General features: G+C 33.2%; 21 protein-coding genes and 1 pseudogene. 14 read left to right on the plus strand and 8 right to left on the minus strand.

What is annotated here, in order from left to right:
- Positions 1–15 precede the first annotated feature (15 nt).
- From LQ682_RS02645 to cysC, 8 genes are read left to right on the plus strand one after another with little or no spacing between them, the layout of a single operon-like run.
- The gene (locus tag LQ682_RS02645; RefSeq protein ID WP_103269104.1) at positions 16–1,833 is read left to right on the plus strand and encodes an assimilatory sulfite reductase (NADPH) flavoprotein subunit; all 1,818 of its coding nucleotides are present in this window, start codon (positions 16–18) and stop codon (positions 1,831–1,833) included.
- A 15-nt stretch (positions 1,834–1,848) separates the two neighbouring features.
- Positions 1,849–3,555: an assimilatory sulfite reductase (NADPH) hemoprotein subunit gene (gene cysI, locus LQ682_RS02650; protein ID WP_239703753.1), complete on the plus strand. Its 1,707-nt coding sequence runs from the start codon at positions 1,849–1,851 to the stop codon at positions 3,553–3,555.
- Between the two features lie 14 nt (positions 3,556–3,569).
- Entirely contained in the window at positions 3,570–4,340 is a 771-nt protein-coding gene (gene cobA, locus LQ682_RS02655) for a uroporphyrinogen-III C-methyltransferase (RefSeq protein WP_017000083.1), read from the plus strand.
- A gap of 14 nt (positions 4,341–4,354) precedes the next feature.
- Positions 4,355–5,119, plus strand: coding sequence for a sirohydrochlorin chelatase (locus LQ682_RS02660; protein WP_239723839.1), 765 nt, complete (start codon positions 4,355–4,357; stop codon positions 5,117–5,119).
- 5 nt (positions 5,120–5,124) lie between these two features.
- Positions 5,125–5,772, plus strand: a complete 648-nt coding sequence (locus LQ682_RS02665; RefSeq protein WP_017000085.1) for an NAD(P)-binding protein — start codon at positions 5,125–5,127, stop codon at positions 5,770–5,772.
- Positions 5,760–6,668: a sulfite exporter TauE/SafE family protein gene (locus LQ682_RS02670; protein ID WP_103269105.1), complete on the plus strand. Its 909-nt coding sequence runs from the start codon at positions 5,760–5,762 to the stop codon at positions 6,666–6,668. Before LQ682_RS02665 ends, LQ682_RS02670 begins: the two co-directional genes overlap by 13 nt.
- 15 nt (positions 6,669–6,683) lie before the next feature.
- Positions 6,684–7,862 carry a sulfate adenylyltransferase gene (gene sat, locus LQ682_RS02675; RefSeq protein WP_103269106.1) on the plus strand — a complete coding sequence of 393 codons (1,179 nt, stop codon included), beginning with the start codon at positions 6,684–6,686 and terminating at the stop codon, positions 7,860–7,862.
- 24 nt (positions 7,863–7,886) lie between these two features.
- A complete protein-coding gene (gene cysC, locus LQ682_RS02680; RefSeq protein WP_017000088.1) occupies positions 7,887–8,486 on the plus strand; it encodes an adenylyl-sulfate kinase in 600 nt (199 codons plus the stop codon).
- Positions 8,487–8,758: 272 nt separating this feature from the next.
- On the opposite strand, the gene cudC is transcribed toward cysC, so the two are convergent.
- Positions 8,759–9,316 carry a choline uptake/conversion transcriptional regulator CudC gene (gene cudC, locus LQ682_RS02685; protein ID WP_017000089.1) on the minus strand — a complete coding sequence of 186 codons (558 nt, stop codon included), beginning with the start codon at positions 9,314–9,316 and terminating at the stop codon, positions 8,759–8,761.
- Between the two features lie 206 nt (positions 9,317–9,522).
- Between cudC and betB the strand changes: the two genes are divergently transcribed.
- Entirely contained in the window at positions 9,523–11,013 is a 1,491-nt protein-coding gene (gene betB / locus LQ682_RS02690) for a betaine-aldehyde dehydrogenase (RefSeq protein WP_017000090.1), read from the plus strand.
- A gap of 39 nt (positions 11,014–11,052) precedes the next feature.
- Entirely contained in the window at positions 11,053–12,735 is a 1,683-nt protein-coding gene (gene betA, locus LQ682_RS02695) for a choline dehydrogenase (protein WP_017000091.1), read from the plus strand.
- Positions 12,736–12,847: 112 nt separating this feature from the next.
- On the opposite strand, the gene LQ682_RS02700 is transcribed toward betA, so the two are convergent.
- Positions 12,848–13,390 carry a recombinase family protein gene (locus LQ682_RS02700; protein ID WP_103269107.1) on the minus strand — a complete coding sequence of 181 codons (543 nt, stop codon included), beginning with the start codon at positions 13,388–13,390 and terminating at the stop codon, positions 12,848–12,850.
- A gap of 93 nt (positions 13,391–13,483) precedes the next feature.
- On the opposite strand from LQ682_RS02700, the gene LQ682_RS02705 reads away from it, so the two are divergent.
- From LQ682_RS02705 to LQ682_RS02715, 3 genes are all read left to right on the plus strand, one after another.
- Positions 13,484–14,935, plus strand: a complete 1,452-nt coding sequence (locus LQ682_RS02705) for a SulP family inorganic anion transporter (RefSeq protein ID WP_239723840.1) — start codon at positions 13,484–13,486, stop codon at positions 14,933–14,935.
- Between the two features lie 20 nt (positions 14,936–14,955).
- Positions 14,956–15,360: a universal stress protein gene (locus LQ682_RS02710; protein ID WP_239723841.1), complete on the plus strand. Its 405-nt coding sequence runs from the start codon at positions 14,956–14,958 to the stop codon at positions 15,358–15,360.
- Positions 15,361–15,485: 125 nt separating this feature from the next.
- Positions 15,486–15,920: a hypothetical protein gene (locus LQ682_RS02715; RefSeq protein ID WP_135021587.1), complete on the plus strand. Its 435-nt coding sequence runs from the start codon at positions 15,486–15,488 to the stop codon at positions 15,918–15,920.
- Positions 15,921–16,093: 173 nt separating this feature from the next.
- On the opposite strand, the gene LQ682_RS02720 is transcribed toward LQ682_RS02715, so the two are convergent.
- The 6 genes and pseudogenes from LQ682_RS02720 to LQ682_RS02745 form a co-directional block, all read right to left on the minus strand.
- Positions 16,094–16,735, minus strand: a complete 642-nt coding sequence (locus tag LQ682_RS02720; protein WP_103269110.1) for an SdpI family protein — start codon at positions 16,733–16,735, stop codon at positions 16,094–16,096.
- 19 nt (positions 16,736–16,754) lie between these two features.
- Positions 16,755–17,009, minus strand: a complete 255-nt coding sequence (locus tag LQ682_RS02725; protein ID WP_016999831.1) for an autorepressor SdpR family transcription factor — start codon at positions 17,007–17,009, stop codon at positions 16,755–16,757.
- Between the two features lie 135 nt (positions 17,010–17,144).
- Positions 17,145–18,122 carry a LacI family DNA-binding transcriptional regulator gene (locus LQ682_RS02730; RefSeq protein WP_103269111.1) on the minus strand — a complete coding sequence of 326 codons (978 nt, stop codon included), beginning with the start codon at positions 18,120–18,122 and terminating at the stop codon, positions 17,145–17,147.
- Between the two features lie 186 nt (positions 18,123–18,308).
- Positions 18,309–19,736 carry a glycoside hydrolase family 32 protein gene (locus tag LQ682_RS02735; protein ID WP_103269112.1) on the minus strand — a complete coding sequence of 476 codons (1,428 nt, stop codon included), beginning with the start codon at positions 19,734–19,736 and terminating at the stop codon, positions 18,309–18,311.
- A gap of 5 nt (positions 19,737–19,741) precedes the next feature.
- Positions 19,742–21,030 (minus strand): annotated as a pseudogene (locus tag LQ682_RS02740) (oligosaccharide MFS transporter).
- A gap of 170 nt (positions 21,031–21,200) precedes the next feature.
- On the minus strand, positions 21,201–22,091 hold the full coding sequence (locus tag LQ682_RS02745) for a fructose bisphosphate aldolase (RefSeq protein WP_103269113.1): 891 nt from the start codon (positions 22,089–22,091) through the stop codon (positions 21,201–21,203).
- Between the two features lie 193 nt (positions 22,092–22,284).
- Between LQ682_RS02745 and LQ682_RS02750 the strand changes: the two genes are divergently transcribed.
- Positions 22,285–22,626: a DUF4889 domain-containing protein gene (locus tag LQ682_RS02750; protein WP_070045197.1), complete on the plus strand. Its 342-nt coding sequence runs from the start codon at positions 22,285–22,287 to the stop codon at positions 22,624–22,626.
- Positions 22,627–22,677 lie beyond the last annotated feature (51 nt).

Genomic DNA, 22,677 nt, shown 5'->3' on the forward strand with positions numbered 1-22,677 from the left:
GATGAGGTGACATTTTTGGAGTTAACAGTAACGAATAGCCCATTTAATCAACAGCAGTCAGAAAGCATTACTCAATTACTTTCAACACTTACACCCGAACAGAAAGTTTGGTTGAGTGGTTATTTGACAGCTTCACAATTTAAAAATGATTCAAATCAAGCAGTATTAGAACCTACAACAGAAACGAGCGTTGCAACGCTACCGAAACAAAGAGATATTACAGTGTTATACGGTTCTGAAACAGGAAATGCACAAGGATTAGCTGAAACACTAGAAAATAAATTAAAGGAACAGTCATTTAATGTTCAGCTTGAATGTATGGAAGATTTCAAACCAAAGAATTTAAAGAAAGTAGAAGATTTATTTATTATTACTGCTACTCACGGTGAAGGTGACCCTCCAGATAATGCCATCACATTCCATGAATTTATACATAGTAGGAAGGCGCCTAAGTTAAATGACGTTAGATTCTCTGTACTTGCACTTGGCGATGAATCTTATGAATTTTTCTGCCAAACAGGAAAAGATTTCGATAAAAAGTTAGAAGAATTAGGGGCTGAAAGGTTACATCAACGTATTGATTGTGATTTAGATTTTGATGAACCAGCTGAGAAATGGATGGAAGATATATTAAATGCTTTGGCAGTGGAAGCAGGTAATACATCAGATATACCAGCTCAAGTCGATCCAGAACATATTTCAACAACTCAGACTTATTCTAGAACAAATCCTTACGAGGCTGAAATTCTTGAGAACATTAATTTAAATGGACGTGGATCTAATAAAGAAGTAAGACACATTGAGTTATCGTTAGAAGGTTTTGGCGAAGCATTTGAACCGGGTGATTGTATTGGTATCTTCCCGAAAAATGATCCGGAATTTGTTGAAGAATTAATCGAAACACTCGTATGGAATGCAGATGAAGAAGTGCCGATTAACGAAGATGGAGATAAGCTGAGTTTACGTGATGCTTTAACTAATTACTTTGAAATTACAAAATTAACAAAACCAATTATTAAAAAGGCAGCTGACATTTTTGAAAACGGTGTGCTATCAGAAAAAGTGAAAAAAGATAGATGGATATATGGATATGTAGAAGGTCGAGATTTTATAGATTTAATCAATGATTTCCCACCAGAAGATTTACAACCTGAAGCACTGCATAAAATTCTTAGAAAATTACCAGCGAGAGAATATTCGATTGCTAGCAGTTACGAAGCAAATCCAGATGAAGTTCATCTTACAATAGGAGCCGTTAGATATCATGCCAATGGACGAGATCGCAAAGGTGTATGCTCTGTTCAATTTGCTGAAAGATTAGAGCCAGGAGACAAAGTTTCTATTTATTTGAAAAAGAATCCAAACTTTAAGTTTCCTAAAACAGAAGATACACCAGTTATTATGATTGGCCCAGGTACTGGTATTGCACCATTTAGATCATATATTCAAGAAAAAGAAGAATTAGAGCTCGGAAATAAATCTTGGTTATTCTTTGGAGAACAACACTTTACAACGGATTTCTTATATCAAACAGAATGGCAAACATGGTTAAAAGATGGTGTGTTAACTAAGATGAACTTAGCATTTTCAAGGGATACTGAAGAAAAGGTTTATGTACAACATCGCATTGAAGAAAATGGCGAAGAACTTTATCAATGGATTAAAGAAGGTGCAGCAATATACGTTTGTGGAGATGAGAAAAATATGGCGAAAGATGTACATCAATCTCTATTAAACGTTATCCAAAAAGAAGGTCATTATAACGAAGAAGAAGCGGAAACATTTTTAACGAAATTAAAGAAAGATAAAAAGTATCAAAGAGATATTTATTAAGAGGGGGCAAAATATATGAGCACTCACACAGAACTATCTGAGAAATTAGATGAATTAGAGCATATAAAATATAGAAGTAATTACTTAAGAGGTAGCATACAAGAAGGTTTAGATGATGAAATAACTGGTGCTATCGCAAATGATGATACGAAGTTACTAAAGTTCCACGGTAGTTACATGCAAGACGATAGAGATATACGTGACGAACGAAGAAGACAGAAATTAGAACCAGCTTATAGTTTTATGATTAGAGTAAGAGTTCCGGGCGGTACAGCAACGGCAGATCAATGGATTGCAATGGATGATATATCCGATCAATACGCAAATGGAACAATTAAGTTAACGACAAGACAAGCATTTCAGTTTCATGGCATTTTGAAAAGAAATCTAAAAAGTTCTATGCAAAGTATTCACCAAGCGGTTATGGACTCACTAGCAGCTTGTGGTGACGTTAACAGAAACGTAATGTGTAATCCAAACCCTTATCAATCTGATGTACATAAAGAGGTAGATACATTAGCTAGTCAAATTAGCGATCATTTATCACCTCGAACTGGTGCTTATCATGAAATATGGTTAGACGGTGAAAAAGTAGTTGATACAAAAGAAGAAGTAGAACCGATGTATGGAAAAACGTATTTACCACGTAAATTCAAAATTGGCATTGCAGTTCCACCTTCAAATGATATCGACGTTTTTTCTCAAGATATTGGACTAATATCCATCATTGAAGACGATAAATTAGTCGGCTTTAACGTAACAGTTGGTGGCGGTATGGGAATGAAGCACGGTAATACAGACACATACCCACAAGTTGGAAGATTATTAGGCTATATTGATAAAGATAAAGCGGTAGAAGTATCTGAAGCTATTTTAACGATTCAAAGAGATTATGGTAACAGAACAAACAGATTAAACGCTCGTTTCAAATATACAGTGGATAAATACGGTGTTGATTGGATTAGAAATGAACTGAATAACCGTTTAGGTTGGGAAATTGAAGAAGTGAAACCATTTGAATTTGAACATAATGGTGATCGTTATGGTTGGACTGAAGGTAGTGGTAAATGGCACTTTACGCTGTTTGTACAAAATGGTCGAGTTAAAGATACTAAAGATTATCAGTTAAAAACAGCACTTCGAAAAATCGCTGAAATTCACGACGGTGATTTACGTTTAACGCCAAACCAAAATTTAATTATAGCTAATGTTGATGAATCAAATAAAGATAACATTCAAAAAATTATTGATGAATATGGTATTACTGATGGTGAACATTACACAGGATTAAGAAGAAATTCTATGGCTTGTGTAGCTTTTCCAACATGTGGTTTAGCGATGGCAGAGTCTGAACGTTATTTACCAACTTTAATCAATAAAATAGAAGGACTATTAGATGAAGCTGGCTTAAATGAAGAGGAAATTACAATTCGTATGACGGGTTGCCCTAATGGATGTGCAAGACCAGCACTAGCAGAAATTGCATTTATCGGTAAAGCGCCAGGTAAATATAATATGTACCTTGGCGGTGGATTCGCAGGAGATCGTTTAAACAAATTATTTAAAGAAAATATTGGTGAAGATGAAATATTAGAAAGTCTAAAACCAATTCTTATCCAGTATGGAAAAGAAAAAGATGAAGGCGAACATTTTGGAGACTTTGTTATTCGTAAAGACATTATTAAAGAAACATACTCAGGTCAAGATTTTCATAGTCAATAAAAAGAGGTGGAAAAATGGGCAAAGTATATTTGGTTGGCGCCGGTCCGGGTGATCCAGACTTAATCACAATTAAAGGTATTAAAGCAATTAAACAGTCAAATGTCATTATGTATGATCGACTAGTAAATAAAGCATTACTCGAATATGCGTCTGAAGATACGAAACTCATATACTGTGGTAAAAGCCCAGATAATCATTCACTAAAACAAGAAGAAATCAATGCATTACTTGTTACTTTATCTTTAGAGGGCCAGACAGTTACAAGGTTAAAAGGGGGAGACCCTTTTATCTTTGGTAGAGGTGGAGAAGAAGCGGAAACTTTAAAGTCTCATGACATACCATTTGAAGTAGTTCCAGGTATAACAGCTGGTGTAGCAGCTCCAGCATATGCTGGCATTCCTGTTACACACAGAGATTATAGTTCTTCAGTTGCTTTTGTAACAGGCGTTATTAAAGACTCAGTAGATGAAGATGAATACTGGAAACATCTAGCACTGGGACCGGAAACATTATGTATATATATGGGCGTAAAAAAACTCCCGGAAATAAAAAATATATTAATAAAACACGGTAGAAATCCTAATACGCCAGTTGCTTTAATTCATTGCGGAACATCCAATCAACAAATTACAGTAACAGGAACTTTAAAAGATATTGTTGATAGAGCTAGAGAAATTCAAAATCCAGCAATGATTGTAATTGGTGAAGTCGTTAAATTAAGAGAAAAAATAAATTGGTTCGAAGAAGTCGCTCAAGATAAACATATTCCAGAACTCATGCATTAAATCGGAGGGATACAATGAAAGGTGTACTATACGTCAGTCACGGTAGCAGAATAAAAGAAGCAACGGAAGAAGCAATTTCTTTTATTGAAACAGTGAAAGAGAAGGTAGATGTATCTCTTCAAGAAATATGTTTCTTAGAACTAGCAGAACCTACAATTCATCAAGGTATGCATAAATTAATTGAAAAAGGTGCGACAGAAATATCTGTCATACCAGTTCTTTTATTAAGTGCTGGTCATTATTTTAAAGATATACCTGAAGTTTTAAACGAAATTAAAGTGAAGCATCCAGATGTAGTGTTTACATATGGTCAACCTTTAGGCGTTCAACCTAGATTAACGAATATCATTAATGACCGTCTTAAAGAAACGCATGTGTTACCTCATTCGGATGCAAAACTGTTAGTCGTTGGACGGGGTAGTTATAATCCTCAAACTAAAATTGATATTTCGGCAATAACTGAAACATTATATGAAACAACTCCATTTGATGATGTAGAGGCTTGTTACTTAGCAGCATGTGAACCATCTTTTGAAGATGCGCTAGAATCCGCACTTGATGAAGGTCATTCTCAAATATATATTGCGCCTTATCTATGGTTTACAGGCGTACTGGAAAAACATATTGAGAGCACTGTTCAAAATCATAAATCAAATAGCGATATCATTGTTTGTGAGCATTTAGGTCACCATGAAGCGATACAAGAAGCATTGAAAGATCGAGTGCTTGAAACGATACACCATGAAGAAATTCGAGGATTTGCATTAAATAAAGGATGATGTAGATGGCTTACGTGCCAATATTGATGGATTTATCCAATAAGACAGTTGTTATAGCAGGCGGTGGGAACATTGCTGAACGCCGTGTTAGAAAGTTAATAAATAGTGGCGCAAAAATTCACGTTATTAGCCCAGACGTTTCTAATTATATATATCGAATGCAAAGTGAACAAAAAATTATTTGGCACAAAAAAGCAATAACGTCTACCGATTTAACGAATGCGGATTTAGTGGTTGTCGCAACAGATGAAGCAGATGTAAACAATCGTCTGAAAGAGGAAGTACCTAAACACACTTTGCTTAATATGACGAGTAACGCTCAAGAGGGAGATGTTATATTTCCCGGGACATTTAAAAGAGGTAAATTGACTATAAGTGTTTCAAGCGGAGGCGCAAGCCCTAAGCTTGTATCGTCGATATTAAGAAATTTAGAAGATGATTATCCAGATGATTATGGTGAATATGTAGATTTTTTAAGTAATTGTCGATCAATCATTAAAGGACTAAATATAGAACGTTTAGAACAAAATCATTTATTAGAAATCATACTTTCAGATAAATATTTTGATAAAAATAAACAGCGAGAATTTATAGAGTGGTTAACGTTACAACCGAAAATGACTAAAGAAAGGAGTAACATATGCGAAAATTAACGATATTTGCAATCGTGGGGTTCTTAGCACAATTGATTGACGGATCTCTTGGAATGGGATTTGGAGCTACCTCGTCTTCATTGCTGTTAACATTTGGAATCGCACCAGCAATTGCTTCTGCTACGATACATTTTTCAGAAGTTGCAACGACTGCAGCATCAGGGCTATCACATTTAAAGTTTGAGAATGTTGATAAATCGATTATTTTAAAACTCGCTTTACCTGGTGCAATTACAGGGTTTATTGGAGCTGCCGTGCTCAGCAATTTGCACAGTGAATTTATTAAACCGTTTATCGCAATATTTTTACTCTCTATGGGGATTTATATCATTTATCAATTCGTATTTAAAAAGCAAAAAAATAATGAGCTCAATGAAGGTAAATTATCAGGATTTTTACTTGTTCCACAAGGAGCTATTGCAGGTTTTTTAGATGCGATTGGTGGTGGCGGTTGGGGCCCAGTTAACACTCCGTTACTATTATCTAGAAATAAAATAGAACCGAGATATGTTATTGGAACAGTCTCAACGAGCGAATTCTTTGTCACGATTTCTACTTCACTTGGATTTATTATATTCCTTGGATGGAGTCAGATTAACATCGCACTTGTAGCGGCTTTAGCTTTAGGCGGTGTAGTAGCAGCGCCATTCGCAGCATGGTTAGTAAAAACTTTACCTGTATACATACTTGCTGTATGTGTAGGTGGGCTAATTATATTTACAAATAGCAATTTACTTTTAAATGCTTTTGTAGACAGTGCTGTAACGATAACAATCGTCAAAATCGGCATCATTATAATATGGGCAGGTTTAGTATTATTTACACTTTACCAACATCAAAAATTCCCGTTCAATGTACAAACTCAAAAATCTAGTAAAGTAGATCAAATTAACTAATAGGAGTGAAGCATGATGACATCAACAACTCAAACTGTAGACGAAACTATCAAGCCACACGGTGGTCAATTAATTAATCGTCAAGTTGAAGGTAACGAAAAAGAACAATTAATAGAAGCAGCACAAACATTTCCGAAGATAACTTTAAATCCATGGAGTATCTCTGATTTGGAATTAATTGCTATAGGCGGTTTCAGTCCATTAACAGGTTTTCTAGGACAAAAAGATTATGAAAGTGTAGTAGACAATTTACGACTAGAAAATGGACTTGTATGGAGCATCCCTATTACTTTACCAGTGACAGAAGAAGAAGCTGATGAATTAGAAATTGGAGATGACGTTGCACTTTATGGTGAGGATGGCTATTTATATGGCGTTATAAAACTTGAGGAAAAATATACTTACGATAAAGTTAAAGAAGCACAAAATGTATATGGTACAACAGAAGTGGACCACCCAGGCGTTAAACGTGTATATGAAAAAGGAAATGTTTATTTAGCTGGTCCTATTCAATTAGTGGCTCGTCCTAAACATGACGAATTTAATGATTTTCATTTAGATCCTACAGAGACTAGAGCACTTTTTAAAGAATTAGGATGGAAGACAGTAGTAGGATTCCAAACGAGAAATCCTGTGCATCGCGCACATGAATATATTCAAAAAATAGCTTTAGAATCGGTAGACGGTTTATTGCTAAATCCATTAGTTGGAGAAACAAAGTCAGATGACATACCAGCGGACATTCGAATGGAAAGTTATCAAGTTATCTTAAAACACTACTTCCCAGAAGATAGAGCAAGATTGGTAATATACCCAGCAGCAATGCGCTATGCAGGTCCTAGAGAAGCGATTTTACATGCTTTAGTACGTAAAAACTATGGTTGTACGCATTTTATAGTGGGTCGTGATCACGCTGGTGTAGGTGACTATTATGGCACTTATGAAGCACAAGAATTAATCACACAATATGAAGATGAAATAGATATTAATATATTCAAATTCGAACATGCATTTTACTGCACAATTTGTGAAAACATGACAACAGCAAAAACTTGTCCTCACGATAAATCAAATCATGTACATCTTAGCGGTACTAAAGTTCGAGAGAAATTACGCAACGGTGAACAATTACCGAAAGAATTTTCAAGACCAGAAGTAGCTGAAGTATTAATTAGAGGTTTGAAAGAAAATTAATCTTGCAAGGAGCGAATAAAAAGTATGAGTACATCTACTAACATAACGTGGCATGATTCCGAAGTTACAAAAGCCGAGAGACAAGAAAGAAACGGACATAAAAGCGTCGTAATATGGTTCACAGGATTATCCGGATCAGGAAAATCTACAGTTTCAGTAGCGTTAGAAAAAGCACTATTTGAACAGAAGATTACATCATATCGTTTAGACGGCGACAACATTAGACACGGTTTAAATAAAAATTTAGGATTCAGTCCTGAAGACAGAAAAGAGAATATACGACGCATAGGCGAAGTAGGAAAGTTGATGGTCGACGCAGGAGTGGTCACAATGACAGCATTTATTTCTCCATACGAAGAAGATAGAAATATCGTGAGAGATATATTAGAAGATGGAGAGTTTATAGAAGTATATACAAAATGCAGTTTAGACGAATGTGAAGCAAGAGATCCTAAAGGTCTGTACAAAAAAGCAAGAAGCGGAGAAATTAAAGAATTTACTGGAATCAACGCACCATACGAAGAACCATCTAATCCAGAAATTATAATAGATACAGAACAACATAGCGTAGAAGAAGCGGTAGAAGAAATAGTAGCTTATTTGAAAGAACATAAATATTTGTAAGTAAGAAGCTTGAGAGACGAAACCATACCCCTAGGCAAGTAAGCAACCCTTAAATAATATATTAAATAATAATCCATAAGATAGAAAACAGAGGACCTCCTGAGACGGTAAAGGATGTTCTCTGTTTTTATTGGATTCAGAATGTAATTGGATGTAATGTTGCAAGCCGGTCATCACGTGCAACATTCAATATCTCGCGACACCGAGACGATACATAAAAAAAGCTCTACTCATTAGATATCCGAACTAATGGGTAGAGCTTTTATTTGAAATTAATCTTCGTTTTCGTCTTCTGGTATTGGGAAGTATTTATAAATTTCTCCTGTTTTGAAGGCTTCACTAATATTTGAGAGCCACTTGTAATAATTTTTGGACTCTATTAGTTGTGTGTGAATAGCAATCGCATCCTCTTTAGTTTCTGCGTCAACATCATCTGCATCAATAATTTTTTGGAGTAATACCACTGCTTCTTTTAGTGAATCCATATTAATCGTAATTTCTCTATCCCATTTTTTAGGGAAGAAATTGTTAAAGAATATGAAAAAATCTTTTTCAGCCATGAAGTGTTGTTTTCTACTGCCTCTAGTGAATTGTTGTTTTACAAGATCGAACTCTTGTAGTTTCTTCACGCCGGCACTCATGCTCGGTTTACTCATTTGAAGTTGTTCCCGCATTTCATCTAGTGTCATACTACCTTGGAAAACCATTGTGCCATATAGGTTGCCAACACTTCTATTAACACCGTATAAATCCATCGTCTCCCCGATGCCATTTATTACGATATCTTTAGCTTGGTCTAATTGTTTTTTGTAGTTATCTGAACTTGCCACTACCTACACCTCCAATAATTACTTTAATTGTATCATGAATTCTTTTACATTGTAGTTGCTTTTGTTTAGCTTGTCTATTTGAAATACAGTGATACGCCATGCTCCAAATATTAAAGGTAATTTGACGACCTTTCAATTTATATGCTAACATAAGTTTGTAAAGTTCGTTAAATAAAAATTTAACAAAGTTAACGGAGGTAAGTTTTATGGGATATGTAAATAATTTGTCTACGCGTCAATATATTGATGGCCAGTGGGTAGAAGCTTCAAATAATGCTACTCGCGACATCGTAAATCCATATAATCAGGAAGTAATTCTAACTGTTTCGGAAGGTACAGCAGAAGATGCGGCTAAAGCTATTCAAGCAGCTAAAAATGCTTTTGAATCTGGTGTGTGGGCTGATGAAACAAGTGAAAATAGATGTCAAAAAGTAAGAGAAATCGCTGATTTAATTAAAGAAAACAAAGATGAATTAGCAGAGCTTGAAACATTAGATACAGGTAAAACACTAGAAGAATCATATGCTGACATGGATGATATTCATAATGTGTTTATGTATTTTGCTGGTCTAGGAGGTAATGATGGTGGTGAAATTATCGAATCACCTATCCCTAATTCAGAAAGTAAAGTAGTGAAAGAGCCAGTTGGGGTTGTAACTCAAATTACACCTTGGAACTATCCATTACTACAAGCTTCATGGAAAATAGCTCCGGCACTCGTGACGGGTTGTTCGTTAGTAATCAAACCAAGTGAAATCACACCGTTAACGACTATTAAAATTTTCGAATTAATGGAAGAAGCTAATATTCCAAAAGGTGTTATCAATTTAGTTCTTGGTAAAGGTTCAGAAGTAGGAGATACATTAACATCACATAAAGATGTAGATTTGGTTTCATTTACAGGTGGAATTGAAACAGGTAAACATATTATGAAAAAAGCTGCAGATCATGTTACAAACATTGCGTTAGAGCTTGGCGGCAAAAATCCTAATGTTATTTTCGAAGATGCTGACATTGAACTAGCGGTAGATCAAGCATTAAATGGCGGGTATTTCCATGCTGGACAAGTTTGTTCTGCGGGTTCTCGTATTATTGTTCACAACGACATTAAAGATGAATTTGAAACAGCTTTTATTAATCGAGTGAAAAAAATCAAACTAGGTAATGGTTTTGATAAAGATACAGAAATGGGACCACTTATTTCTAGTGAACATAGAGATAAAGTTGAAAAATATATAGAAGTCGCTAAAGAAGAAGGTACAACAATTGCTGTTGGTGGTAAGCGACCAGATAGAGAAGACTTAAAGGATGGTTTTTTCTTTGAACCGACAGTTATAACAAACTGTGATACTTCTATGAGAATTGTCCAAGAAGAAGTGTTTGGACCTGTCGTTACAATCGAAGGGTTCTCTGATGAAAGTGAAGCTATACGTTTAGCAAATGATTCTATTTATGGTTTAGCTGGTGGTGTATTTACTGAAGATATAGCTAAAGCAAATCGAGTTGCTAATAAATTGAAAATGGGAACAGTTTGGATAAATGATTTCCATCCATATTTTGCTCAAGCACCGTGGGGTGGCTATAAGCAATCAGGAATTGGTAGAGAATTAGGTAAAGAAGGATTAGAAGAATATTTAATTTCAAAACATATATTTACCAATACAAAACCTGAACCGGTTAATTGGTTTAGTAAATAAAATACAACAATGAAGTGTAAAATGCAGGAGGATAACATGATGAAAAAATCTTATGATTACATTATTATCGGCGGAGGTAGTGCCGGTTCAGTATTAGCAAGTAGATTAAGTGAAGATAAAGATAAAACAGTTTTAGTTTTGGAAGCAGGAAGAAGTGACTACCCTTGGGATTTACTTATTCAAATGCCAGCAGCATTAATGTATCCTTCAGGTAATCGTTTTTACGACTGGAAGTATGAAACTGAAGGAGAACCTCATATGGGTGGTAGAAAAGTATCACATACAAGAGGTAAAGTGCTTGGTGGATCAAGTTCTATCAATGGTATGATTTATCAAAGAGGTAACCCATTAGACTATGAAGGTTGGGGTTCAGTTGAAGGAATGGAAACATGGAAATATGCTAACTGTCTTCCTTACTTTAAAAAATTAGAAAAAACATTTGGTGCCGATAAGTCTGATCAATTCCGAGGGAAAAATGGTCCAATTAAATTAAGAAGAGGCCCAGCAAAGAACCCATTATTCCAAGCATTCTTTGATGCAGGTGTACAAGCGGGATATAACAAAACACCTGATGTTAACGGATTTAGACAAGAAGGATTTGGACCTTTTGACAGCCAAATTCACAATGGTAGAAGAGTTTCTGCATCAACAGCATATTTGAGACCAGCAATGAAGAGAAAAAATTTAACTGTTCAAACACGTGCGTTCGTTACAGAAATTAACTATGAAGGTAGAAAAGCTACTGGTGTGACTTATAAGAAAAATGGTAAGAAACATACAGTAGGAGCTGGAGAAGTTATATTATGTGGTGGTGCTTTCAATACGCCACAATTATTACAATTATCAGGTATAGGTGATTCAGAACACTTAAATTCATTAGGTATTGAAACACGTGTTCATTTACCTGGTGTAGGTGAAAACTTCGAAGACCACTTAGAAGTATATGTACAACATGCATCTTCTAAACCTGTTTCACAACAACCAAGCTTAAATAAACTTAAGATGCCTTTCATTGGCTTGCAATGGATATTTGGTCGTACAGGTCCAGCTTCTAGTAACCATTTTGAGGGTGGAGGATTTGTAAGATCTAACGATAAAGTAGAATATCCTAACTTAATGTTCCACTTCTTGCCTTTAGCAGTACGCTATGATGGACAAAAAGCAGATACTGAACACGGCTTCCAAGTACATATAGGGCCAATGTATTCAAATTCAAGAGGTAGTTTGAAAATTAAATCTAAAGATCCATTTGAAAAACCAAAAGTTGTCTTCAATTACTTATCGACAAAAGAAGACGAACAAGAATGGATTGAAGCAATAAGAATAGCAAGAAAAATATTAGCACAACCAGCACTTAAACCTTTCAATGATGGTGAAATATCACCAGGACCATCTGTACAAACAGATGAAGAAATCCTAGATTGGGTTAAAAAAGATGCTGAAACAGCATTACACCCATCATGTAGTGCGAAAATGGGACCTGCTTCAGATCCTATGGCAGTTGTAGACCCATTAACAATGAAAGTACATGGAATGGAAAACTTACGTGTAGTAGACGCATCAGCAATGCCGCGTACAACTAACGGAAATATACATTCACCAGTGTTAATGTTAGCAGAAAAAGCAGCAGACATCATAAGAGGAAGAAAACCATTAGAACCAGAAGAAATAGATTACTATATACATGGCGTACATCCTAAAGATGCTGGCGTAATAAAATAAAAGAAAATATAAATCATAAAAACCAAAAAATAAAATGAGGCTGAGCCAAAAATCATTCAGTAATAATACTGATGAATTAGAGCTCAGCCTCATTTATTTATGAAAAACTATATTATTTATTTAAATGTCTATATAGAGTGGCTCTACTAATGTTCGTTTCTGCTTTAATTTCTTCTAGTGTATATTTTTTAGAGTGGTACATTTCTATCGCGTTTTTTAAATTAATGTCATCTCGTTGAGGTCGACCAATGCGTTTACCACTCGTCTTGGCCTTCTCCATACCAACTTTTGTTCTAAATTTGATGATATCATTTTGAAATTGAATCACTTTGCTGAGCGATTCGATAAAAGTCGTATGATAATCCGGGCTAATTGTAAGGTTAATGTTCTCAACAAAAATAGTAACATTTATTTCTTGGGCAATTTGTATAAGTTCTTCAAGTTGTGAAACTGAATCAGCTAGAATACATAAATCGGTAATGTATAAATGGTCGCCATCGTTTAACTTACTATAAAATAAAGAATTTAATTCTTTACGGTTTTCTGGGTTAGAATGCGATTCTTCAATTAATTTATCAACTTGATTGGATAATTTTAATTTTTGTTGTTCTAAAGAATCATAAATTTCTACTGGTCTTGTATAACCATACTTCATATATTTCACCTCGATAGTTCCAAAAAGGTATACATTTGAAACTCTTTTGTTTATAATGACTTTATTAAAAATATAAAAATAGGAGTTTAGATTATGTTTGAAAATTTAAAAATAGAATGGTTTTCAAATCCTAGTAAAAACATTCTAGCAGGTATTGTAGTGGCTTTAGCACTTATACCTGAAGCAATAGCTTTTTCAATTATAGCAGGTGTAGACCCTATGGTGGGGCTTTATGCAGCATTTATTATTGCGACTACTACATCTATAGTAGGTGGTCGTCCTGCTATGATTTCAGGTGCTGCTGGTGCAGTGGCTCTTATTGTTACACCACTAGTTCGAGATCATGGCGTTGAATATTTATTTGCTGCAACAATACTTATGGGTATTATACAGTTAATATTAGGGATTCTCAAAATCGGTAGGCTTATGAAATTTATACCTAGATCAGTAATGATTGGTTTCGTGAATGCTTTAGCTATTTTAATATTTATGTCTCAACTTGAACATATATTCGGTATATCAATTAGTACTTATATGTATCTCATTATTACTTTATTAATCGTATATATTGTTCCAAAATTCTTCAAAACTATTCCAGCACCTTTAATTGCAATCATCATTTTAACTGCTCTTTATATGTATACCGGAGCAAATGTAAGAACAGTAGGAGATTTAGGTTCTATAACGAGAGCTTTTCCTCATTTTCTTATACCAGATGTTCCATTTAATGTAGAAACTTTTAAAATTATTTTCCCATTTTCATTATCAATGGCTGTTGTTGGGCTAGTTGAAAGCTTGTTAACAGCAAAAATAGTAGATGATGCTACTGATAGTTATAGTAATAAAAATAAAGAGTCACGTGGACAAGGTATAGCAAACGTGATTACAGGTTTATTTGGTGGTATGGGTGGTTGTGCTATGATTGGACAATCTATAATAAATGTTAGATCTGGTGCTAACAGCCGTTTATCAACGTTTACAGCAGGCATCGTCCTTATTTTTCTTATTATTGTATTAGGAGATATCGTCGTGCAAATCCCAATGCCTATACTAGCAGGTATTATGATAATGGTATCGGTTGGTACATTTGATTGGCAATCATTTAAATATATTAAACAAGCACCAAAATCTGATGCAGTAGTCATGTTACTCACAGTTATTATCGTTTTGTTCACAAATAATCTTGCAATTGGTGTCGTTGTAGGTGTCATTTTCAGTGCATTGTTCTTTGCTACAAAAATATCTAACGTTAGAGTAGAATTAAACCAACAAGATAAAAGTTATTTATATTATTTTAAAGGACAAATATTTTTTGTTTCGATAGATTTAATGATGGAGCAATTAGATTTTACAATCGAAAACAGTCATATTGAATTAGACTTTACAGATGCACATTTATGGGATGATTCAGCAGTTGATGCAATTGATACCATAGTTAAAAAGTTTGAAGATAAACAAAATAGTGTATACGTTAAACAATTAAATGCTGATAGTAGAAAAATCATCTCTGAACTTAGTCAATTAAATGAAAGACATTTAAACTAATATACAAAGGAGAGAGTAACATGTATAAATCTATTTTATTAGCTGCCGATGGATCAGAAAATAGTTATAGAGCAGCTCAACAAATATTAAATATTGCAGAATCAGAAGCTCACGTAACAGTATTAAATGTAGTAGAAATAGATGAATCAAAAACAGTGATTTTACATGGGGCAAATTCAAATCAGCAACAAAAAGAAAAACTTTCACAAATTACTCAATTTCTAGAAGAAAATCATATAAAACATAAAATCAAAATAAAACATGGAGAACCAGCACAAACCGTCATTAATGAAGCAAATAGTCATCAACATGAAATTATAGTACTAGGGACAAGAGGCTTGAATAATTTTCAAGAAATGATGATGGGTAGTGTTTCTCATAAAGTAGCCAAACGATCAAAAATACCAGTTTTAATTGTAAAGTAAATATCTAAGGGATTAGAATAATTATTTTGAGCTTGGGATTTATTTCTTAAGCTCTTTTTGGTATTGCTTTATATATCGCATTTATATACAGTTAATTGTACATATACACTTTTGGGGGTGTGGTAGTGAACTGGTTATGGTTATGTTTACTCATAATTTCTGTATATCCATTTGTACATGTTGTTGTATATCATCCATTAAAGTTAGCAATGGGCGAAATGGTTCATGTAAAGAGAAAGGCGACATTAGCTACTATTATTGTGATTATAGCTTGTTTAGTTATATTTTTTGGTATGGCTTATTTCTTTAGGTTCAACACATGGAAAGTAAGTTTATATAATACAGCTTTAGATATGATTTATATCATAGCACCATATTTATCTATCCTTATCATGATATGCGCACTTGTGATTATAATTGAAAAAATAATAAATATAAAAGAAAAATACGCTATTATTCATATTATCGCTTGTATATTAGTCATCATGTTGCACGTTGCGATGTGGCTACAATTATATGATGTTTGGCAACATTTAAAAGAAATCATTTATCAGGTTTGATGAAAGTTTAAAAATAAAACGAGCTAGAGAGATAAATCTTTAGCTCATTTTGGGGATGGGAGAGATCAAAAAAGCAAGAATTGATATTGTTATTGGATTAACGACGACAATAATCCAAGTATGAAGTGCACCCCAAAAGTTGAACCAAAAATAAACTTTTAGGGATGATTATTTTATTTAGCTGTTGAATAATTAATATATGAAAATAAGTATGGCACGATAACGAGGGCGATAACTAATGGTATTGTAACGAACGAATTAATTTTACCAAATACCCCGAGTAATAAATATATAAGTCCAACGATAATATATATTCGAGATGTAAATCGGTGAGTTTGTTTCCAATTCTTTTCACTTTTTAGAGTCCATTTATTTTTGATACCTAAACTTTTGTTTTGTGGTAATTTAGGTAAGTAGTTACCAATAATGATAAGAATTACAGCTAATACAAGCGGGATAATATAGTTGATAGAAATGTTCTGACCAAGTGCATTAAATATCATAATAAGAGAAATGATATATAAAAATCCTTGTGTTAAAGAAGAGAAAAATTGGTCTAAATTAACTAAGTTTGAATAATTCTTCCTTTTTTGATCTTTTTTTGTAGAAAATATAAACGTTAAATAACAAAATATCATAACGGCTATCATTATTAAGGCAGCAATATACTTATTAGCTATCCAATTTACTGAGCCATTATTACTGTATTGCATAGGTATAGAATCTGGTAAGTAAGCGAATGAAATCAACCACGTTAATATAGCTACTCCAATGATGAAAATGGCGGTTTTTGTGTTTTTTAATATGTCTTTCATAATAAAACTCCTTTATATTTTAGTTTTTAAACTTAATAATCCAGTTAATTGCTTCTTCAAATACTGATAAATTCAAATGGTAATAGATATATTTACCTTTACGTTCAGCATATATTAAGTCATTAAATTTAAGAATTTTAAGGTGCTGCGATACACTTGCTTGACTCATATCAAATTGTTCTGCTATTTCACTTGCTGTTAGTTTCTCATCTTTAAGCATTTCTAAAATATCTCGCCTTGTCTTGTCTGATAAAGCTTTAAATATGTCTCTCATGAACCCCACCTTTCCTTTCAATTAATCATTTAAGTATTTACTTAAATGATAAAATATAAAGTGAAAATTGTCAATATAAGTTCAAAAAAGGAGCCTAAGACATAAAAAATGTCTCAGACTCCTTCATACTTACTATTAACATGTACTTCCATTCCAAATTGAAACAGGAAGTATATATTCAGATAGTGTTTCTTGTTTTTCAAGCCTTAGATTTAAGACTTCAAGTGCTTTATTGGCTATTTCTTCAATAGGTTGGACTATTGTTGTTAAGTTTGGAAACATATTACGCATAATTTTAGAACCATCATATCCGACAATAAGTAAATCTTCAGGAATGTTTTTATTGAACTTTTTAGCAATTTGCATGATAAGTAACGCGTCTACATCGTTTGAAGCGAATACACCATCTACATCTGGGTGATCTATAAATATTTGGTTGAAGATTCCAGTTTTCTCTGTGTAAGAGATATTAAAATCTACAGAATAGTGAATAGGTTGAAGTCCATGATATGTCATTGTTTCTTCATATGCTTCTCGTCTTCTGTTTGCAGGTGTATCTAAAGTATCTGGACCTGTTGTATGTATGATTTTTTTAGCACCTTTTTGAATTAATCTTTCTGTAGCTTGTTTACCGCCTGAGTAATTATCAGATTCGATTACTGGTATGTCTTGGTTCATAATTCTATCGATTGCTACTATAGGAAGGTTTTCATTTTGATACTGTTGAATATTTTGGTTATGTGTACCAACGATTAAACCGTCGACTTGATTTGATAAAAGTTGATTTAAATAATTTTTCTCTTTTTCAGGATCATTCATTGAGTTCCCAATTATAACTTTATAACCTTGGGAATATAGCTTTTTCTCTAATTCTTCTACAAGTTCTCCAAAGAAAGGATTACTTACTGCAGGGAATAATAGGCCTATAATATTAGTCTTTTTATTATAAAGCTGACGTGCGACAGTGTTAGGTTGATAGTTTAATTTTTCCATAGCATCGTATACTTTATCGATTGTTTCTTGACTTAAATAGCCACGTTTATTTAATACTCTAGATACTGTAGTTTTTGATACATTGGCTAATTTAGCAACATCATCTAATTTAGGTTTCATATTTTAATCCTTTCGCCATAGTATTGAAATTCATTATTCATCATTATATCAAACATTTAGTATTTGTATCGTTAAATACTAAATGAAAATCATACTGGATTATAAACATGGTGTGTTATATAAACGAAAAAACCATCAAAGTAGACACTAAAAGTGAAAACTTTGATGGTTTTGTAAATACGTATATTAGAATTTGATTGCTTGATTATTTAGTTCATAAATTTCGTAGTTCGTTGAAACTGAGTCTGAAGCATTTATCCAAACTTGTGGATTTTCTTCTAAATAATATCTTTCTGTGAACACAGATTCTCCGTCATTAATGAATATCTCTATAGAACTTGTATCGATAAATATGCGCAAGTTAACTTTGTCATCGCTAAGAATGTTGGCATATCTTGTATCATCTGTATCTTTGCGATATAACTCAAATTCATTAGTGTTAGAATTATATTTCAAGTTTAAAATGCTATTTCCATTTTTATCAGTTAAATAAAATGATGTTTCAGCATTTTGTTCTGATGTGAATTTGTGTTCTAAATTAATTTCTACATGAGAAGAATCGTCTATTAATAAAAGGTCATCTTTTAATTCTGTGCTGTCTGAATTTAGTTTTTCATTTCGTAGTGATTTCAATTCTTTAACAGGTTTCATATATATTTTTTCGTTTTTAATGTGTAGTTGTCTTGGTAAAGTTAATGCTCCAGCCCAGCCATCTTCTTTTTCAGGCATGTCGCTTTCCCACATCGCCATCCAAGCAATGAGGATTCTACGACCATCAGGAGCTTGAGTTGTTTGAGCTGCATAGAAATCATGTCCAAAATCTAATTCTTGGAAATTACCTCTATTAAACTCTGTGTTGTCGTCATTAAATTGACCAGCAAAATAACCATTTTGGAATAAGTTTAAATATTTTTTCTCTTCTTTGTCTATACCTTGAGGTGAACATAATAAAATATCTTTGCCATCTAATCTAAATACATCAGGGCACTCCCACATAAAGCCTTCTGTTTTTAATCCTTTAGATTTACTTGGTGCACCAATGTATTCCCAATTTAATAAATCGTCAGATTTATAAAGAATAATTCTACCTAGACCATCTTTTTCTTGGCTTCCTAGTACCATATAATATTTATCATTTTCTTTCCAAACTTTAGGGTCTCTAAAGTGATGAGTATTATCTTCTGGCTCAGAAGCAATTACTGGATTATTTTCGTATTTAGTAAAGTTTATACCATCTTTACTGTAAGCCATGTTTTGGTTTTGCCAGAAGTTATCTGGGTCACCATCGCCATAGTAGTGATGACCTGTATAGAATAAGTATAAAGTATCATCTTTAACAATAGCACTTCCTGAGAAGCAACCATCTTTATCTTCTGGAGAACCCGGAGCAAGTGCTATCGGTAAGTCTTCCCAGTGTACTAAATCCTTACTTCTTGCGTGTCCCCAATGCATTGGACCCCATTCTGCACTATATGGATAATGTTGATAAAAAATATGATAATAGCCATTAAAATAACAAAATCCATTAGGATCATTAATCCAACCAGATTTGGCCATCACGTGGTAGCCTAACCTATATCTATCATCTGTTAATTGTATTTGTTCATTTGTCATGTCAATTATACCTCTTTCTTTTTTATTTGATTTTGACGAGTAAATGGATCACCATAAACATCTTCGTCATCCTTTTTAAATGCGAATATCGCAAAAATTCCTGATATTAAAGCAATTCCTGAAATCACTAAAAATGTGTTGCTGTATCCTATGTTATCTCTTAGCGTTCCTAAAGGTGTTGATAATATAACTTGTCCAATTTGGGCAGCTATTTGGAACCCAATCATATATAAAGTGGCTGACAACTTAGGATTAAAATGTAGCGTAATATATCTAAACATTGGAAGCATAAATAATGGTACTTCAATAGCATGCATCATTTTAATAATTGAAATCGTAAATGGCGTAGTTAATACACCACTGAGTCCGATTCTAGCAACCATTACACAGACACCAAGCAATAAAGTATTTCTAACACCTAATTTATACATGATGATAGGCACAACACCCATCATTAAAGCTTCGAAAAATACTTGAATAGAATTTAACGTACCATACATTTGTTGGCCGGTTTCAGGTGAACTGAATAATTGTGTGTAAAAATCCGGGAACATTTGTTGGTCATAAATTGTATAGAACGACCATGAGAACATAATAAAAATAACGATTATCCATAAGTGGGGTAATTTAAGTAAATCGAGCATCTCTTTGAAACTCGGAATAGAACTATCAACATCCTCATCGCGAATTTCATCTTTAGCTTTATCTTCTTGTTTAGGTTTCCAAAATATTAAATTTAATAATAAAAATAAACCTAAAATTGAACCTATCCAGAAATTGTACTCTGGGTTTTTAACAAATAAAAATCCTGCAACTAAAGCTGATATAGCGTAACCAAACGAACCCCATGCTCTCGCTTGACCATATTTAAAATCAAAATAACGACTAAACGTTCAGAAACAGCTTCGTAAATACCAGCGGCTGAAAGGAAGCCAGCAGATAGAAATAGTGAACCAACTATTATTCCAATCGTAAAGTGATTTTGAATGAGTGGTGCATAAATCCATATGAAAAATGGACCTACTAACGTTGACATCGTAGCACAGAAAATAAGTAAACTTCTCTTCAATACTAATTTATCCTGAAGAATACCATATGCGAACATTAGAATTAAAGTTACGAATGAGTTGGCTGAATATATCGTACCAACTTCACTACCAGATAAACCTAGACCATTTTTTTCTGAGGTAAGCCAAATTTGAAAGAATGACCACCAAATGGACCATGACGCGAAAAATATTAATAAAGTAAATGAAGACTGCAAGTAAGACTTGTTCTTAAAAGTTTGAAACATTTGCAATTAAATAATACCTCCTGAACCTTGAAAGGGCTTTCCTATAAAGAAGTGTATATTTAAATAAACGATATGTCAACCGGTTAACATATAAAATAAAAAAATAGTATCAATCATTTTTATGAAATTCAAAATGATTGATACTAAATTAAATATGAGTTTTATAATTATTAATTTTTATTAACTGAAGCGTCGTAGATTGATTCTACAGCGTCTGCTAGGCCTTTATCGAATTCTTCTTTTGATTGTCCTGCGAATAAGTCTGTAACTAATGCGCGTGAGAAACTAGCGATTAAGCCTTCATTTTCTTTTAATAATTCGTTTGCTTTATTTCTTGAATAACCGCCAGATAAGGCAACAACACGAATTACGTTTGGATGTTCTATTAATGATTGATATTGATTTGGTTTTGTTGGAATTGTTAATTTCAACATTACGAATTGATCATCGTTTAATTTATCTAATTCTTTAGCAATTTCCTCAGTTAAAATATCTTCAATTTCTTCTTTATCTTTAGCGTTGATATTAACTTCTGGTTCAATAATTGGAACTAAACCTGCTTCGATAATTTGTTTTCCAATTTCAAATTGCTGTTGTACTACTTTAGTAATAGCTTCTTTATTTGCTTCTAAAATATTTGAACGCATTTTAGTACCGAAAACATTGCGATCTTTAGCGCGTTTTAATAGTTCGTCTAAACCTTCTATTGGTTTCATTAACTGAACACCATTTTCTTCATCAGCTAGACCTTTGTCTACTTTTAAGAATGGTACAATACCTTTATCAGCTAAATAATTAGATGTATATTTACCTTCTACTTCACGATTCATCGTTTGCTCGAATAATATAGCACCTAAAATTTTATCAGCGTTAAATGCTGGAGATGTTATGATACGTGTTCTCATTTCGTGAACAAGTGTAAACATTTCATCTTCACTATTATATTGATCTTCATCAATACCGTAGTCTTTCAATGCTTTTGGAGTACTACCACCACTTTGATCTAGTGCTGCTATAAAACCTTTACCGTTTTTAATTTTATCAAATTGTTCTTGGCTCATTTTTTCCACTCCTTATGATTTTCTACATGTACAGTATGATGAATATTAAAAGTTATCGCAAGTATTTAAGTTTCATGAAAAAATATTATGTATAAATTAGTTTCTACAATTATGTCGAATTTAAGAAGTTTAAGGCTATGTCATTTCATAAATTGGACTAACGCTTTATTATAGAGGATAGGGAGGTTTCTCAATGAATAAAAAATACGCAATTGCACTTATTTCTGGTTTAGCTCTCGTAGCAATCGCTGTAGCCGTATTGTTGATGTCTTCAACACAAAAATCTACTTATTATGGTTACATGGAAAATAGCACTACAGCTGAAAAAGTAGTAAGTGAAAAAGATAATAAAGTAACAGAAAATGTTAAAATTAAGAATACAGAAGACTTTAAACCTAAAAAAGGTGACTTTGTAAAACTTATTTCTAATGATGACGGTAAAACTTATTATAAAAAAGATATAGTAGATCATGACGATATTCCACATGGTCTTATGATGAAAATACATGAAATGGATATGGACATGGACATGTAATAAAAACGCCAAAATCTAAATGATTTTGGCGTTTTTTTATAAAATAATGTT

It is taken from the genome of Mammaliicoccus sp. A-M4 (assembly GCF_022386955.1).
In the GTDB taxonomy this organism is placed as follows: Bacteria; Bacillota; Bacilli; order Staphylococcales; family Staphylococcaceae; genus Mammaliicoccus; species Mammaliicoccus lentus.